Source organism: Saccharopolyspora cebuensis, from assembly GCF_039542665.1.
Lineage (GTDB): Bacteria > Actinomycetota > Actinomycetes > Mycobacteriales > Pseudonocardiaceae > Saccharopolyspora > Saccharopolyspora cebuensis.
Genome location: NZ_BAABII010000012.1, coordinates 41,573 through 57,141, shown reverse-complemented (window position 1 = coordinate 57,141; position 15,569 = coordinate 41,573). Strand labels below are relative to the sequence as shown.

Annotated in this window: 15 protein-coding genes and 1 tRNA gene; 9 read left to right on the top strand and 7 right to left on the bottom strand. The window is 67.3% G+C overall.

Going from position 1 to position 15,569, the window contains the following annotated elements; genetic code table 11:
• Positions 1-96: 96 nt before the first annotated feature.
• Together ssb and ABD976_RS17630 are read right to left on the bottom strand one after the other, a co-directional pair.
• The gene (gene ssb, locus ABD976_RS17635; protein WP_345364493.1) at positions 97-510 is read right to left on the bottom strand and encodes a single-stranded DNA-binding protein; all 414 of its coding nucleotides are present in this window, start codon (positions 508-510) and stop codon (positions 97-99) included.
• Between the two features lie 118 nt (positions 511-628).
• Complete coding sequence (locus tag ABD976_RS17630) at positions 629-2,644, bottom strand: bifunctional copper resistance protein CopD/cytochrome c oxidase assembly protein (protein ID WP_345364491.1); 2,016 nt, start codon at positions 2,642-2,644, stop codon at positions 629-631.
• 84 nt (positions 2,645-2,728) lie between these two features.
• Between ABD976_RS17630 and ABD976_RS17625 the strand changes: the two genes are divergently transcribed.
• Positions 2,729-3,283 (top strand): DUF3558 family protein, encoded by a 555-nt coding sequence (locus tag ABD976_RS17625; RefSeq protein ID WP_345364489.1) that lies wholly within the window; start codon positions 2,729-2,731, stop codon positions 3,281-3,283.
• A 113-nt stretch (positions 3,284-3,396) separates the two neighbouring features.
• Positions 3,397-3,470, top strand: a tRNA-Arg gene (locus ABD976_RS17620).
• A 657-nt stretch (positions 3,471-4,127) separates the two neighbouring features.
• On the opposite strand, the gene ABD976_RS17615 is transcribed toward ABD976_RS17620, so the two are convergent.
• The 4 genes from ABD976_RS17615 to ABD976_RS17600 all read right to left on the bottom strand — a co-directional run bounded on the left by ABD976_RS17615 (position 4,128) and on the right by ABD976_RS17600 (position 8,942).
• Entirely contained in the window at positions 4,128-4,937 is an 810-nt protein-coding gene (locus ABD976_RS17615) for a hypothetical protein (RefSeq protein ID WP_345364487.1), read from the bottom strand.
• Between the two features lie 198 nt (positions 4,938-5,135).
• Positions 5,136-6,713, bottom strand: coding sequence for a restriction endonuclease (locus ABD976_RS17610; protein WP_345364485.1), 1,578 nt, complete (start codon positions 6,711-6,713; stop codon positions 5,136-5,138).
• 354 nt (positions 6,714-7,067) lie between these two features.
• The gene (locus ABD976_RS17605; RefSeq protein ID WP_345364483.1) at positions 7,068-8,513 is read right to left on the bottom strand and encodes a helix-turn-helix domain-containing protein; all 1,446 of its coding nucleotides are present in this window, start codon (positions 8,511-8,513) and stop codon (positions 7,068-7,070) included.
• Between the two features lie 6 nt (positions 8,514-8,519).
• Positions 8,520-8,942: an NUDIX hydrolase gene (locus ABD976_RS17600; protein WP_345364481.1), complete on the bottom strand. Its 423-nt coding sequence runs from the start codon at positions 8,940-8,942 to the stop codon at positions 8,520-8,522.
• A gap of 138 nt (positions 8,943-9,080) precedes the next feature.
• Between ABD976_RS17600 and ABD976_RS17595 the strand changes: the two genes are divergently transcribed.
• From ABD976_RS17595 to ABD976_RS17575, 5 genes are all read left to right on the top strand, one after another.
• Positions 9,081-9,893, top strand: a complete 813-nt coding sequence (locus tag ABD976_RS17595; RefSeq protein ID WP_345364479.1) for a TauD/TfdA family dioxygenase — start codon at positions 9,081-9,083, stop codon at positions 9,891-9,893.
• Entirely contained in the window at positions 9,890-10,093 is a 204-nt protein-coding gene (locus ABD976_RS17590; protein WP_345364477.1) for a hypothetical protein, read from the top strand. The genes ABD976_RS17595 and ABD976_RS17590 overlap by 4 nt, the downstream gene beginning before the upstream one ends.
• 373 nt (positions 10,094-10,466) lie before the next feature.
• Complete coding sequence (locus tag ABD976_RS17585; protein ID WP_345364475.1) at positions 10,467-11,846, top strand: class I SAM-dependent methyltransferase; 1,380 nt, start codon at positions 10,467-10,469, stop codon at positions 11,844-11,846.
• A gap of 7 nt (positions 11,847-11,853) precedes the next feature.
• Positions 11,854-12,447, top strand: a complete 594-nt coding sequence (locus ABD976_RS17580; protein ID WP_345364473.1) for a class IV adenylate cyclase — start codon at positions 11,854-11,856, stop codon at positions 12,445-12,447.
• Between the two features lie 20 nt (positions 12,448-12,467).
• Complete coding sequence (locus ABD976_RS17575; RefSeq protein ID WP_345364471.1) at positions 12,468-12,800, top strand: ASCH domain-containing protein; 333 nt, start codon at positions 12,468-12,470, stop codon at positions 12,798-12,800.
• A gap of 230 nt (positions 12,801-13,030) precedes the next feature.
• On the opposite strand, the gene ABD976_RS17570 is transcribed toward ABD976_RS17575, so the two are convergent.
• Entirely contained in the window at positions 13,031-13,729 is a 699-nt protein-coding gene (locus ABD976_RS17570; protein WP_345364469.1) for a hypothetical protein, read from the bottom strand.
• Between the two features lie 449 nt (positions 13,730-14,178).
• On the opposite strand from ABD976_RS17570, the gene ABD976_RS17565 reads away from it, so the two are divergent.
• Together ABD976_RS17565 and ABD976_RS17560 are read left to right on the top strand one after the other, a co-directional pair.
• Positions 14,179-14,502, top strand: a complete 324-nt coding sequence (locus ABD976_RS17565) for a hypothetical protein (protein ID WP_345364467.1) — start codon at positions 14,179-14,181, stop codon at positions 14,500-14,502.
• A gap of 503 nt (positions 14,503-15,005) precedes the next feature.
• Positions 15,006-15,542, top strand: coding sequence for a GNAT family N-acetyltransferase (locus tag ABD976_RS17560; protein WP_345364465.1), 537 nt, complete (start codon positions 15,006-15,008; stop codon positions 15,540-15,542).
• Positions 15,543-15,569 lie beyond the last annotated feature (27 nt).

The window sequence follows — 15,569 nt, the reverse complement described above, 5'->3', positions numbered from 1 at the left end:
CCACCGACCGGGCGGCTTCTCCTCCGCATCCGGCGGGGTGGGGCATCACCTCCTCCTCGGCAACGTCATCGCTGGTGAGCACGGCGCCACGCCCGGTCAGCCGACCTCGGCGGTCCGGCCGACGGGATCGGTCCGGGCCGGGAACGGCGGATCGGCTCCCACCGGGGCCGGGCCGCGCAGCCGCGCCAGGTCGAGGCCCAGCGCGGAGGCGTCCAGCTCGACGGCGGTGCGCCACTGCCCGCCGGACTCGTACTCGCGGGTGCGCAGCCGCCCGGAGACGACGACCGGGTCGCCCCGGCCGACCGCCGAGGGCACCTGCTCGGCCAAGTGGCGCCAGCAGCTCACGGTGGTGATGAACCGGTCGCCGTCGGTCCACTCGGACGTGGCCTTGTCGAACCGGCGCGAGGTGGCACCGAGCCGGAAGCTCACCACCCGGTTGCCGTTCGCCGTCTCCCTGGTCACCGGATCGGTGAGCACGATGCCCACCACGGTCGCGGTCGTCTCGAACATGGGACCTCCTCGGGTCGCGGAGCCGACCATCGGCCCCACGACGAGAGTGCCCGAGCGCGATCACCGAGCGCCACTGCGTCGTCACAATCTGTGGACAACTCGGCGGCCTGTGGACAACTCACCCGCCGGTGCGGTCCTGTTCAGCCATTCGTTTGAGCATCGCGTTGTAGGCGGCCAGGTCCGCTTCCCCGTCCGCATCGGCCTTCCGGTCGATCCTCCGGGCCATCCGGTCATCGGCGCGCGACCACTGGATCAGCAGCGCCAGCATCACCACGACCAGCGGGACCTCGCCCGACGCCCACGCCAGCCCGCCGCCGAGCCGCTGGTCGGCCAGCAGGTCGGTCATCCACGGCAGGTCGAGCCCCCGGTAGAAGGTCTCCGCGATGACCGTCTGCGACATCATCAGCGCGATGCCGAAGAAGGCGTGGAAGGGCATCGAGGCGAAGACGAGCCCGAGCTTGCCCAGGTGCGGCAGCGGGCGCGGCGCCGGGTCGATCCCGATCACCGGCCAGTAGAAGACGTAGCCGACCAGCAGGAAGTGCGCGTTCATCGCCAGGTGCGCCCAGTGCTCGCTGAGCGCCACGTCGAACAGCCCGGTGAAGTACAGCGCGTAGAACGAGCCGACGAACAGCACCAGCGCCACGATCGGCTGGGTCAGGAGCCGGGTGATCGGCGAGTGGACGAACGCCAGCAGCCACTCCCGCGCCCCGGGCGGCTCGCCCTTGCCCGCGGGCTTGAACACCCGCAGCGCCAGCGAGGTCGGCCCCGCCATCACCAGGAAGACCGGCGCCAGCATGGACAGCAGCATGTGCTGGCCCATGTGCACGCTGAACACCGCGGGGGCGTACTTGCCGATGCCCGAGGACGTCGCGACCAGGATCGTCGCGCATCCGCACAGCCAGGCGACCGTGCGACCGACCGGCCACCGGTCGCCGCGCTGCCGCAGCCGCAGCACCCCCCACAGGTAGAGCCCGGCGAGCACCAGCGCCGCGGTGCCGTAGACCAGGTCGAACCGCCAGTCGAAGAACAGCCGGAGGGTGGACGGCGCTTCCGGCAGCGGATAGCCGATGAGCAGTTCGGCGGTGCCCGGGATCGGGCCCAGCTCGGCGGGCGGCGGGGTGCGGCCCAGCGCCACCGCCACGCCGATGGTGACGAACATGATCAGCACTTCGACCGCGCCCAGCCGCAGCAGGCCGCCGGTGCCGTTCTCGATCCGCCGGACGCTGGCGCTGCGCTGGTAGTAGCCGACCACGCCGAGCACCACCAGGCAGACCACCTTCACCACCACGAGCAACCCGTAGGACGTGGTGAGCAACTGGTCCAGCGGCACCCGGACCAGCGAGTTGACCACGCCGGAGACCGCCATGGCGAGCCAGCAGACCAGCGCGATCCGGGAGAACCGGCGGGCGACCAGGCCGACGTGCGCGCCGCCGCGCGCGGCGTGCGCGAGCAGCGCGATCAGACCGCCGACCCACAGCACCGCGCCGAACAGGTGGAACAGCAGGCTGTTGGTGGCGATGTCGTGGGCGCCACCGCTGGCCGAGTGGCCGGTGGCCACGACCGGCAACATGCCCGCCAGCGACAGGCCGAAGGCCGCGGTCGTCCAGCCCCAGGACAGCACCACCCGGCAGGTCACCGCGACGAGGAAGGCGATCAGCGCGGTCAGCCCCCAGGACTTCGCCTCCTCCAGCGCGTCGACCAGGCCGAACAGCACCTCGGTGCTGAGCACCTCCGACACCGCGCGGCCGGTGGCGTCGGCGGCGATGAAGGGCACCAGCAGCGCCGCACCGACGCACCAGACCGCGGCGGCCCACCCCGCGGTGCGCACCGCGGCGTAGCCGTCGGCGGCCAGCGCGCCGGACCGCTTCGCCGGTATCCCGAACGCCGCGAGCAGCAGCGAGCCGATGGTCACCACGGCACCGCTCTCGGCGATCACACGGACCACCGGCAGGCCGTAGCTGGTGATCGGCCCCGGATCGGGCAACCCGTACTGGGCGTAGGAGTCGGCCGCGAACAGGGCGGTCAGCGCGGCGGCGACCACCGCGGCCAGCAGGCCTCCGGTCACGGCGAGAACGGCCACCGCGTTCGACGGCTGCCGGTCCCGAGCGGGCTCGCGAACGGTCTCGGTTGACACGCACCGAGCGTAACCGCCACCCAGGTCGGCGGATGATGCGCAACCCCGTGCTTTGCCGCACGCCACACCGATACTGTTCATCCCGTGACTGCTGTCCGCCGATGGCTCCCCGCGCTGTCCGCGTCCCTGCTGGTCGCGCTGGCCGGGTGCGGTGCGTCGATCACCGGTGAGCCGGTGCCCGCCGTGGGCTTCCGCGACGACTCCGCCTCGATCGCCGCCGTCCCCACACCCCGCGCGGTGACCGGCGTCGACCCGTGCACGCTGCTCACCCCGGCCGATCTCGACCAGGCCGGCGGGACCACCGGAGGTCCGTACCCGGGCAACCCGACACCGCGCACCTGCACCTACGCGCTGGGCGGCGCGCAGCCCGGCAACACCGCGGCGGTGGGCTTCAACGACGAGTTCGAGACGGCCAAGGCCAAGCAGCCCCGCGGCGTTGACGTCGACGTCGAGGGGCACTCGGCGTGGCTGTACTGCGACGTGATCGACGGCTTCCAGACCTGCACGGCCACCGCGGCGATCAACGCCGAGCACACGCTCGTGACCATGCTGTCGCTGCGCGGGGCCACCGCCGCCGACACCACCGACGTGCTCCAGGACCTCACGACGGCGGCGCTCCGGAACCTCCCGACGGGGTGAACGACGGCGAGGCTGCCGTTCGATACCGGGTCTGCAACGGTGCAGCGTCGACCCGACAACCGGACATCTCTACCGCTACCCTTGCTTGCTGCGGCTCACGGAGCAGCGCAAGGGCCCCCATAGCTCAGCCGGATAGAGCAAAGGACTTCTAATCCTTAGGTCGCAGGTTCGAGTCCTGCTGGGGGCGCTCTCCCCGCTGGCAGCGGCGGCGAGGGCGGGCGGGTTCAAGATCAATTTCCGTCAAACCGCCATCATTAGGTTCAGCCGTCCGGTTGGACCGCATTCAGCGCATCAGCCGCCGCACCGCCGGTCGCCTTCCGGTTCCTGGGTCATGCTGAGCCGCTCGTGGCCCAAGTAGTCGGCGATCTCCCGGGCGGAGAGCCCGGCCCCGTCAAGGGCGGCCCCTGCGGAGCCGCCTGCCTGCTGTATGCAAGCCCCGGCCAAGCCGGGCGTGCGGCTGCCCTCCTTCCTGTCACGGCCCGGCGGCCGGGGCACGGAAGGAAGGCAGGCGGTCAGGAACCGCGCAGGGGCCGCAGTATGAAGCGAAGCTCAACGAGCACCGGGACGACGAAGACCAGGAGCCCGAGGAGCAACAGGCCACCGGGATGCCGGGAGGTCACCGCGGGTTCCGTTCCGGAGATGCCGGCGGTTGGCGTGCCCTTCCGGCAGATTCAATGGACCAGCGCTGGGCACGCTGCGAAGGTGGGCGGCTTGCCAGTTCCTACGGGCATGGCGCGTTGCGGCGGCTTAGCGGGTTGCCTGGCTGCGGTTCCGTGGCGTCAGTGGCCGGTCAGGGATTAGGAGGGCGTTTGAAATACTAGGCCGATAAGTGGTCACCGGTCGGTTAATCTTTTCGCGTTAGAATGTCGCTCGACACCCACTGAGCTAGCGTGATGGCCATATGCACCGCGGCTACAGCTTCGGCTTGAGTTTGATTTCGGGAGTTCGAGTTGCCACCGTGCCGTGATTGCCCTTTCCAGATCAGATCCAGCATCTGAACGAGAGGAGCAATACCGACCGGTTCTCCATCGGGGCCCCCAATGGCGAGTTCCCACTTGCTGACTTGATTTCGCAAATCGCGAATAACCGTGCCAAGGGTGGCTCGATTATTGTGCGGGCTAACGAGGGGACAGAAGACTGATTCGAGAGCCAGCACTGCTGAATCATAGGCTTTATCTGGATCCGGAATCCTACCGTATGCCGAGTACCATGCGTTCGCGAGATGTTCCGCAGGTTCGGCTCCAGTTGTACCGGACACGTGAGCCGCGGCAGCAGTTGCTGTCTCGTTAACCCGCCGCTCCAAGCTATTCAATTTGCTGGACACTCGCCATGCGGAATCACCGGCAGTGAGTATGCGATCAAGGTGTTTTATGGCGGAGCGGGAATGCTCATCGAGCGCGACGGGAAAGTGCCAGTATAGGATCGCGTCGACGATCTCAAGGAGACGTTCTCCCGCTACATAATCAACGCGGGGGATTTCGTACCTGAGCCGGAGGCTGAGATCCAATTCCAATTCATCGTTGCGAGCTAAGATCATTTCGCACCAATCTTGGAGATGGGGAAGTATATGATCGGGCGTCCCCTCGATTAGGGCCTCGCGCGGCCCCAATCCCGCGCTGCGCCGTGTCAAGGAAGTCCAGGTGCTCTCGGTCACGGCTACCACACTAGCGGTGATGTCTACTTTGCGGCTAGGTTCCCGGTTCGAGGTCCCCTGGGCTGGCCTTTGGTTCCGGGTTCACTGATGACCTCGCTCCGGAAGTGATCGGAGGCAACCAGGGATGTGTCCTCAAAATCCGCGTGTCACGGTTCTACCTTTCAGCCACGATGACGTGCCGCATGCTCGGTTAACACCTTAGGAATCGTTTGTCCCTTTTTGGCGAAGCCGGTTCGGTATGCCGATCAACACGTCCTTACCTAGATGCTCCTTGATAAGGAACTTGAGGCGCTCGCCGTCGATCAGTTCCATCCGGCCGTGCTCGCGGGCCTTCTGCCAACACTTGCTGGTGAACCAGGAGGTTGTGACGAGTACACCCCACCCAGCCTTCTTTTCTTCGATTGCTCCCGCAAGTTCGCGGACGTGGTTAATGCCGACCACCTTGCTGTAGCGCTTAGCTTGGACGATACTCAAGCCGCCGAAGAGAGCGGTCCGGCGAGCGATTACTGCGTCAACACCGTCATCGTTGCTCTGCTGAGTGGTCCATCCTTCCGCGCCTTGAGCTTCGAAGATCTGGCGGACGAGGTGCTCGAAGTTACTAGGAGACATTTCCATGAGATCTGGACGAGAATCCAACGTCGACACCGCGTCGAGTCCCTCAACGAAAGAGTACTTGCTCCAGTCGAAGTCCAAGATTGGCTCGATAGGTTCCAAGTCGTACGGGTGGTGCGACACGATGGCCTTTAGGTGCTGGAGGCATGCTTCGGGAGTGACGTCACGGAGCTTTGAGTCCGAGGGAAAGTCACTACGGTCGACGTTGACACTGATAATGCATGGATACTCCCGGTCACCCGTGGCAGGGTTGATGGCGTGAACATGGCCATTGAACCCGACCGAACTCAAAGCTGGCTCACTGTTGAAAATATCTCGAATACACAGTAGCGCAAACTGGCTCATGACGCTGCGATACAACGCGGCAACATCTTTGCGGGTTCGCGAACTCGTGCGTTCTTCGTCCTTAGTGGGCATATACTTGTAGCCGGCCTCGTTCGGCACTATCTCGCGGGAAGGAAACTCAACCTGGACAACGACCTGTTCAGCGCGTGGATTGAACGTCACCTCAGCCCGACTAGGAAATCCCGCTGGGCGAGGCACCACGGAGAGCACACGATCTAGATAGTTCTCGACCGCGTCTTGCTCGCGATCACGGTGTCCGCGAATTAAGCTCTCGACACGTTGATTATGCTCGTCTACCCGCGCCCGAGCCTTCTTGGCTCTCTCGCTGTGTTTGTGGCGTTTAGAAGCGACCCGTTGCTGTCGTTCCGTTTCTTTTCGGCTGTATTCCTGCTGCGCACGTTCGAATTCATCGCGCGCGACACTCAGTCGCCGCTCGTAGCGCTCGGCGCCACCGAAAGCACGAGAGATCGCTCCAGGCGGGCGCGGCTTATAAGCGTCCCACGAAGGAGCAGCAACTGGTGATGCATCATCACCTAAATCAAGGGGCGCTTCCTGCGGTTTGCGACGCAGCGAGGTCAAGTCGAAATTGGCAGACCGACCTAATCCAGCCTGTAAGATGTTTTGCAGTTCCTCCACGCGCTGCTTCAGACTGCTATTCTTCGCCTCAACCTCAGATTCCCTGCGTTTGCGGTAGTCTTGCAACCGTTGCTTCTCGGCCGCTGCCTCCGCGCGGGCCTCCGCTTTGCGCTGCCGCTCGGCCTCACGCTGAGCGGCGAGCATCGCCCGGTGCTTATCAGAGCCTCGCGTGCCGCCGCTCACCGCTTATCCCCCATGCTCGACTTCATGATCAACCAGAAAGATTAGCGACCTTACTGGCGGGACGGAATCCGCTAATCGGGTCACGCCGTGCACCAGACACAGTGGGAGTACTGAGCGAATCGGCCCAGCACATCGTCAGACCGGAAGGCGTGACTGCGCACCCTGTTGGCGCGCTTGCTCGACGTGGTCCTTCTCGCGGCCATCAAGCCGGAAGATGATGTGGGCACCAGACGGATCGCGCCATTGCCCGATCGATCGAAATGATCTTGACTTCCCTCGCTTTTCCCATCTATCAGCTACAAACGCCAGCAAACAGCTAAGACCCACGGCTGTTAACAATCGTAAACATGCTGCTCATGGTAGATGACGACAGGTCGCGCAAAGCGTTGACAAGACATCCTTTTTAATCCGCGACCGGCTCCAGCCTGCGAGCATCGGGGGTGGGACGCCGTTGCGGTCAGTCAGCCGTCGTAGCAACCAGTCTTGCTCGAGGAGCGGCGGGTACACGGGATGGCTTCCGGAACCCTCGGCGACCAGCGCCGGTGCGCCGAGTTGGTCGCGGAGCTTGGTGAGGGTTGCTTCGCCTCTCGTGGTCACGGAGTCGAGCTGTCCGGCACGCGCCGCACGTACGGCGCGCTGGATCTGGTGTGGCAAGCGGTGTGCTTCCGCCGCGCCGAGTGCCGTGGTGAGGGCTTCTTCCGCGCCGCTGCGCTCCCCGGCCTCGAGGAGGACGTGGCCAGCGGTGACGCGTTCGATGATGTGCCATTGCGGCGCGGCTGGTGAGGCATCGACCTGCGGGGGGTCGACGAGGCGGATCGCTTCCCGGGTCCGTCCTGTCGCCATGAGCCCGCGCAGTTCGATCTCGCGGAACGTGAACGGGTTGAACAACATGCCGCCGCCGGGATGCTGGTCGAGCAGGTCGCCGTACCTGCCGATCGCTCGATCGAAGCGCTCGGGATCGCCGAGTGCGCCCGCGGCCCTGGACAGCAGCGCGAGCGCGGTGCCCAGGCCGTTCGCGTCGTTGGCGAGGTCGGCCGCTCGTTCGAGGCGGGCGACGGCAGCCGGTACGCGCCCGGCCTTGCGCAGCTCGTTGCCGTGCATCCGCAGCGTGTGCGCGAGGAAGGCGGCATCGCCCAGGCGCTCGGCGATGAGCAGCGCCTTCCCGGTCCAGCGCGCGGCGGCGGTGAGGCGTTCTTCCGGGAGCACGGTGCCGAGGGAGACGCCGAGGGCCACCCGTCCGCGAGCCAGCAGGGCGAGGCTGTCGCGTTCGATGTGCCCTGCGGCGGCACGGGCTTCCAGTCGGGCGACCAGGGGCCACAGCTCGTTGACGGCGTCGACGGCACGACCGGATTGCCGAGCGATCTCGGCGAGTCGGATGGTGGAGTCGGCGAACTGGAGCATCGCGGTGAAGTCGGCATCGTCGGCGTCGGTCACGCCGAGCGCGTGTGCGGGGAGGCCGAGCGTGCGCGCGATGTGTCGTCGGGTCGAGACGTCGGTGATGGTGCGGCGACCCGTCTCGATCATCGAGATGTAGGTCTTGTCGTAGCCCAGGACGTTCGCGAGCTTCTCCTGGCTGAGCCGGTTCAGCCTGCGGTAGATGCGGAGGATGGTCGGGAGGTCACGGGTTGCCAGCGCGATGCTGGCTTCGGGGGACGACCACATCCAGACGGCCGGGGCAAGACGGGCTGCGGGGAGGTCCGCCGGTGGTGTGTGCCTCGCTGCGAAGCAGGTGGGGCATACCGAGTCGACCGCGTAGCGGCTCACTTCCACACCGCACGAGTCGCACAGCGCACGGGCCATCGCCGGTCACCCCGCGAACTCGGATTCGGCGGCGCGCAGGCGGGCGAACCAGGTGAAGATGGAGCGCTTGTAGCCGTCGGGCATGGTCAGGTCGGCCACCGCGGTCTCGGGGAACATGCGGACCTCCTTGTGCTCGTGGGAGAGGACCGGATCGACGTCGGTGTCCGGGTAGCAACCGTAGGTCACGATGAACACGTGCCGATCGACCGAGCGGATGTGGTACATCCACGAGTCGAGGATCGGCCCGGTCGTGACCGGCCACCCGGTTTCCTCGGTGATCTCGCGCGCTACGCATTCCTCCGGAGTCTCGCCGATCTCGATTCGCCCTCCGGGGAGCTCCCATTCTTCGCGCTCGTTCTTCAGCAGCAGGACAGCGCCGGCGCGGACGATGACGCCCTTGACCGAGATCGGGTAGTGGGGCGTGGGCATGTTCAGACGCCTCCGGGCGGACGGATCGGAATCGCGGAAGTTCCGCTGGCAACCTAGCACCGCCCCGGTACCGGCTGGCAGCGCTGAAAGCGCGGCGCATGGTGACAATCTGTCAGTGGACCTGGCTACCGCCACCCGGTGAGCTGGAAGCACCGACCGACCTCACGGAGGTACCGAAATGCTTCCTGCCATTCCAGGAACCGGCCAACACATGTTCGATGTCGGCACTGCTGCCGGGCGGGCGAATTGGTCGTGAAACTCGTTGAAGACGGGATCGTGCTCGTCGACGGCATCCACGATCAAGGCGACTTGCTCGACCTCGCGCGCTCCCTCGGGGTCGTCACGCCTCATCGGGACAGCGACGGTGACGGGGTGACCACGATCGCCACCATCGGGGCCTTAGGACAGCGCTCCGGATTCGCCGGGTTCAGCACCGACGCCCTGAACCCGCACACGGACCGGTCCGGCATCCCCTGCCCGCCCACGTTGCTGCTCATGGCTTGCCGCCAACCCGCCACGGTCGGCGGTGAATGCGTGCTCATCGACGGCAGAGCTGTCCACCGGGACCTCGCCCGGTTCGAGCCCCAGGCGTTGCACGCCCTGACCACGCCGCGTTCCGCGTTGTTCGGTGGTGCCGGCTACCTCGGTTCCCTCTTCGAGCCGACCACGGATGGGCTCGTCGCCGTGCGGGTGCGCTTTGACGACCTCGCGCAGTTCTCTCCCGACGTCACCCGATGGCTGCCTGCGCTGCGCGACGCGATCGATCGCCACACCATCACGGTCAACCTGAGTGCGGGCCAGGGCTACGTGCTGAACAACCGGCGGTGGCTCCACGGGCGCCGAGCGTTCACCGGGCAGCGCAAGATGTACCGGGTCAACGCCGAGCCGAGGGACTACCTGGCGATTCCGGCCGGTTTTCGTCCGGTTGCGGTCGGCGAGGCAGCGTCATGACAGACTTCGGCGCCTTGGCGAGGGATGTGGAGCTCGGGCACCTCGCCCTGTACTACGCGATCGAGAACGTAGGCGGAGGGGATCTCGAAGCGCGGGACTTCGAACGACTCGCAGCGACGCTCGACCTGCTCGCCGGGAAACTGCGCGAGGCCGCCGCGCCCGGGCCTCTGCTCATCGACGGCCAAGTGGTGACTTCGTGAACCCCTCGGGGTGGGCCGTTGTCGTGGGCCTGGTTCTCATCGTCGTAGTCGTCGTGCTGGCGACCGGGTACTACCTGCCCAGCGACGACACGGCCCCGGCACCGCTCGCCAATAGGCAGCCAGACGCCCGAAGGGCGGCGCGGCATCCGGCCTCGGACCGAAGCGCGGTAGGAGCGCTCTGGGCGATCTCCCCGCACCAGGCTCGGGTTCACCTCAGCCGCGGGGTCCTGTACCGCGCTGGCCGAGCCGTGGCAGGCGGGACAGGCGGTTCGGGCATCCGGGCGTCCGCAACCCGCTGAGACGTTACGGGCGCTCCCGCACCCGTCCCACTGGGACACCCAGGAGCACCCCGCGTTGATACCTGGAGGACTCGATGCCCGACACGTTGGAACGGTTCGACGTCGCGGCGAAATCGGCCGCACGTTACCTCGATCAGGCTGCCAACGGCAGCGGCGCGGAGAAGGCCGACTTCGTGGGCCGTGCGCTGCGTCGCCTGCCCACTGCGGCAGCCCACGTCGTCGAAGTCGGCCCGGGAGGCGGCGCGGCCGTCGACTACCTCGCCGCCGAGCTCGCCCGCGACACCCGGGAGCGGAGCGTGGAACTCACGCTCATCGAAGCCCCTGGGGTGTTCTCGGAGTCCCTGGACCGCGCCATGGGACGCTTCCGCGCCGCCGGGGGCACGTGCACGCTGCGGCACGGTTTCGCCCAGGACCTCGCCGGGCTGCTCCCCGCGCCGGTCGACGTCATCGCCGCCTCGGCGCTGCTGCACGAGGTCTACAGCTACGGCGGCGGCTACCCCGGCCTGCACGCGATGATCCGCACCCTGCCGTTGGTGCTGCGGGAAGGTGGGTTCTTCGCCTACCGCGACGTCTACGCCGTAGCGGGCGGGGACCTGCACGAACGGGTCACGCAGTGCTACAGCGCGCGGCCGTGGTTGCAGTTCCTGCGGCTGTTCCTGCCCGAGTACCTCGGCGGCGGCACCCACCCCTACCACCACGCGGCCGACGAACTCGTGGTGCGACAGGATTCCCGGATCGTGCCCGTCCGGGACCTCGACCCGACGCGGTCCGCGATCATCACCGCTCCGGTGGGCCTGTGCCGGGAGATCCAGCGCCACTACATCACCGCCCGCGACCACCTGTGGCGCACCGGCGTGCTCGGGTTCCGCCCCGAGCTGGAGGGCGTCCTCTCCGACGACTGGATCGACGCGCGCGCCGGGCACAAGCGGGTCCACTACCGGCTGACCTCGGGGCGAATGACCGAGGCGCAGTGCGCGATGCTGACGGCATTGTCCGAGCCCTACGCCGATCACCTGGTGTGCGACGGCGACGTCTTCGACGAGATCACCGACGTCGCCGTGAGACAGTTCTTCGACGACGTCGAGTCCGGTGACCCTGCGCGGGGTGAGGTGTGGGCAGCGTGGTGCGTGCGCGAGGCGCACGAGACCTACGCGTACCTGCCCCTCGGCGAGCTGCTGACCACCTGCATCGTCAACTCCGTAGCCGCGGGAGCGGGGACGGTCCTGGTGCCGGTCCGGGCCGATGACGTCGCGGTAGCCGAGCGCAGCTACTACCAGCGCTACGTGACGAGGAAGCTGGCGAACCCCCTGCGTGACGGCAAGCAGAGGGTGCTCTTCGCCAACGTGCCGCTGTCGGACTCGGAGACGGTCCGGCAGGCGTGGGGCACGATCGAGCACTGGTGCTCGAAGGCGGATCTTGCCCGCGTGTACGCGGCGATCAACGGCGGAGGATGATCCTGGCATGGAGGTTGAACGCAAGCGCGAACTTCCCGACCACATTGACCCCGCTGCTTTGGTCCACCGTCTCGTGGGCATCGGCTTCATCGAGGTCGGCCGCTTGGTCGAGATCGACACCTATTACAGCCGACCTGACGTGGATTTCATGGTGACCGTGGAATGCCTGCGGGTACGTGAGCGCAACGGGTTCGCCGAGATCACCTACAAACCGGCCTCGACCGGTGCGGCGCACAGCGCGGCCGACATCATCACCAAACCGGAAACCAACGTCCTGTTGGATGCCGACCAGGCCCCGCAGGCCAACCAGCTACTCGCCGCCATCGGCATGGTGCAGCTCGTCCGGGTCGAGAAGGACCGCACCACGCTGCGGCACCCCGAGCACGACACCGTCACCGTCGCGGTCGACACGATCGCCGGCGTCGGCTCGTTCGTGGAAACCGAAGTGCTCGCCCCGACCGCTGACGGCGCCGACGAACTGCTGGAGAACACCGAGCAGCGCTGCGGCTTCGACGATCTCCCGGTGGTGCGGCTTCCGTACCGCGATCTGGTCATGGAACGCGCCCCGGACCCGCACCTGACCTCGTCGCGTCGCCCGTGAACGCCGAGCACGCTCACGAGATGGGTATCTACAAGCGGTACTTCGACCTCATCGCTACCGGACGCAAGACCACCGAGGTCCGAGTCAACGACTCCAGCCGCCGCAACATCGAGACCGGGTCGCTGATCCGCTTCCGGTGCGAGGGTGACGAGATGCTGACCCGGGTAACCCGCGTCGCCCGGTACGACTCCTTCGAGGAGATGTTCGACCGCGAACCGGTTGCCTCGGTCAACCCCACGGCCACCCGCGAAGACCAGTTGGCCAACGTCCGCCAGATCTACCCGCCGGAACGCGAAGCGCTCGGCGTGCTGGCCATCGGCATCGAACTCGTCGACCCACCACGCCCCGCATGAGAACCCCTTGAACGACGAAGGCGCCCCCTGCACCCGGTGATGGGTGCAGGGGGCGCCGTCACATGGTGATCTCGACGTAGCCGGTGGTGGACTCGTGTAGCGCGCCAAGACGCACCCCGTGGCGGCGCACCGGCGCCCCGCCCGTGCTGGCCAGGGGAAGCGGCCACCGGGCGGGGCGTCTGCGACCCCGCCGAGTGCGGTGCCTGTGTGCTGTCCTGAGGCGGCCTCGGCTAGCTGTACCAGGGCAGCATGCTGAAGCACCGAGTGCTGTGCTGATCGGGTTCGTGCTCGTGGTCGAGGACTTCCGGTGCGATGCCCTCGCGGAACAAGGAGCCGAGTTCGGCTTGGATGCCAGCGCTCGGGTACTCCGGCAGGTCGAGGCCGATCGGCGAAGGGAAATGGCTTGAGGACACGTAGAGCCGGAACCATCCCGGCTCGAACTGCACAAATCCTGCGGTCGCGAAATCCGTCGACCGTGGCCCGCCGGGTACCTGCGAACCCGTCATTCCCGCCATGGTGTCCCGCAACGCGTCCGGCCACGACGGAACGAATTCCGTCCGCTCGCGGAGGAAAGCATCACCGGCGACCACGGGTGCGCCATGGAAATCGCGTTCCGTGCGGGACTTGCTCCACCGCTCGGCGCCCTCCCGCCTCGCGGCCTCCAGCTCGCGAAGGCAGTCGAGGACGTGCCGGTGGCTGACGGTGTCGCCGCCGGGCGTCACCAGCGGCACGGTCACGGCATACCGACTGCGGAGATCACCACCGACCGCCACCTGGACCAGCACGCGCTCCGCGCTATCGCGGACGATACCGCAGAGCGTGACCCCGTGACCGGGAACGACGCAGGACACGTCCCGCACCAGGGTATCGAGAAGGGTGCGGTAGACGGTGTCGGCGAGCGGTGCAGCCGGTGTGTTTTCTGGTTTCACCCGTTGACCTCAGAAGGACGGATGGTGACGCCCTTGCACCACGCGGTGATGGTGCCGATAGGACGTCCATCGGGAGTCACGTACCTCCCGTCAAGGGTAACCGGGTGATTCCAACCGATGACTCAGATCCGAGCGTAGACGGTGCCGAACGAGTCGGTCAGGATCGACTCGTACTCCCGAGGGGCTTCGCTGGGACCCGCCGGGCAGTCCTGGCCACCGAGGGCCGACCGCCCCTTGCTCGAAGGTGCCGAAAATTCCATTGGGAGGATGGAAGGGAAATTTCGGTCATGCGCTGAGGCGGGTGGTCGGTGCCCGATGGCCTCTTTTCGGGTGATCATCCACCGATTCCCTACGCGGCGCGAGCACCGGCTGGCAGCCTTGTGCCCGCGAATCATGGGGGTTCGATCGCACTGCTTCGGTGCTGCGAGACCACGAAAAAAGGGGGTCCTGTGTCTTTCGGACGGTTCTTGCCGCGCGTTCTGGTGGCGGCGGTGGCCGCGATTTCGTTGAGCGCGATGCTTTCGCCAGCGGTCAACGCAGCGCAATCGCCCGGACGCTCCAAGGCGTATTTCACCGTCGATACGCTCGAGGTGCCTGGGGGCCGCGTCAACGGGCGGATTTTCGCGGGTCACATCTACGCGACGTACGACTTCGTCGAAGGACCGGCGATTCCGCCCGGGACCTGCGGGACGGACAATCCAGGAAACGCGTGGCGGCCTGTCGTCCTGCCCTCTGGGCAGATCGGCTACACCTCGGTCTATTGCATCATGTGACAGGCGAGGCCGACCCACGCGTCGCGTGATTCCGAACTGGATCTGCAACAGCCCGGGAATGAGGATCGGCGAGACGTCGATGATGCGGGTGGAGGTCCGCTCGAACTCCATGAGCGTCGTGAGCTCGTCGCGTGCGGCGGTCGGCCCTGAGCGCGGCGGACGGGTGGGCGGTGTGCGGTCACCCGCTGCGCGGCGACTGGGTGCGTTCACCCGGGTTGGACGCCATCAGGCGGGGTGAGCACGTGCCGTGCGATTCGTGCCTCGGGTCAGGTGCGCCGTGGTCGCGGATCGCCCGAGCGGTGCGGGCAGCGGGTCCACCCACGTCCGCCGAGGCGGCGCGGCGGGTGCCGCCGCCCTCGACGTGGCCGACCGAGCAGGTCCCGGCCCTGATCACCGCGTAGGTCGAAGCCGCGCGGCGAGCGGACCCCGCGCGGCGCGGCCGTCTCCCCCGGGCGGCGGGCCCCGGCTCCGTGGGGTCGGGAGGGCGCGGTGATACTGCGCGCATGTTGCGTTCCCTGGTGCTCAACCAGTGCACGACCGGTGCCCACGTCGACGACCTGCTCCGCCGCGCCCTGGTGTCCTGCTGGCTCGACGTGTCCAACGCGGGTGGCGCCGTGGGGTTCCCGGTCCCGCCCGTGCCGGAGGACGAGGTCGTCCGGGCGGTGGACGCGCTGATCTCGGAGCTGCACCCGGACCGCTGCCGCCTGCTCACCGCCTCGGACGGGCGCGGGCTCGCCGGATGGTTGGTGCTGCACCGCGATCCGGCGCCGCTGGTCGCCCACCGGGCCTCGGTGCACCGGGTGCAGAGCCGTCCCGAGCGCCGGGGCGAAGGCGTGGGGACCCGGCTGATGACCTTCGCCCGGGAGGTGGCCCGCGACGAGCTCGGCGTCGAGCAGCTCCAGCTCACCGCGCGCTCCGGGATGGGGCTGGAGGAGTTCTACGCCAAGCTCGGCTGGCGCGAGATCGGCCGCTGGCCCGGTGCGCTGCGCATCGCCCCCGGCGACGATCGCGACGAGATCCTGCTGCACCTGCCGCTCTAGTCCGAGCGGTCGAAAGCCGCCCACCGA

Coding starts and splice junctions, on each gene's coding strand:
- ssb (WP_345364493.1), bottom strand. CDS start 510: ATGTTCGAGACGACCGCGACCGTGGTGGGCATCGTGCTCACCGATCCG.
- ABD976_RS17605 (WP_345364483.1), bottom strand. CDS start 8,513: ATGGCCCGTGCGCTGTGCGACTCGTGCGGTGTGGAAGTGAGCCGCTAC.
- ABD976_RS17600 (WP_345364481.1), bottom strand. CDS start 8,942: ATGCCCACGCCCCACTACCCGATCTCGGTCAAGGGCGTCATCGTCCGC.
- ABD976_RS17590 (WP_345364477.1), top strand. CDS start 9,890: ATGACAGACTTCGGCGCCTTGGCGAGGGATGTGGAGCTCGGGCACCTC.
- ABD976_RS17585 (WP_345364475.1), top strand. CDS start 10,467: ATGCCCGACACGTTGGAACGGTTCGACGTCGCGGCGAAATCGGCCGCA.
- ABD976_RS17580 (WP_345364473.1), top strand. CDS start 11,854: ATGGAGGTTGAACGCAAGCGCGAACTTCCCGACCACATTGACCCCGCT.
- ABD976_RS17575 (WP_345364471.1), top strand. CDS start 12,468: ATGGGTATCTACAAGCGGTACTTCGACCTCATCGCTACCGGACGCAAG.
- ABD976_RS17560 (WP_345364465.1), top strand. CDS start 15,006: ATGTTGCGTTCCCTGGTGCTCAACCAGTGCACGACCGGTGCCCACGTC.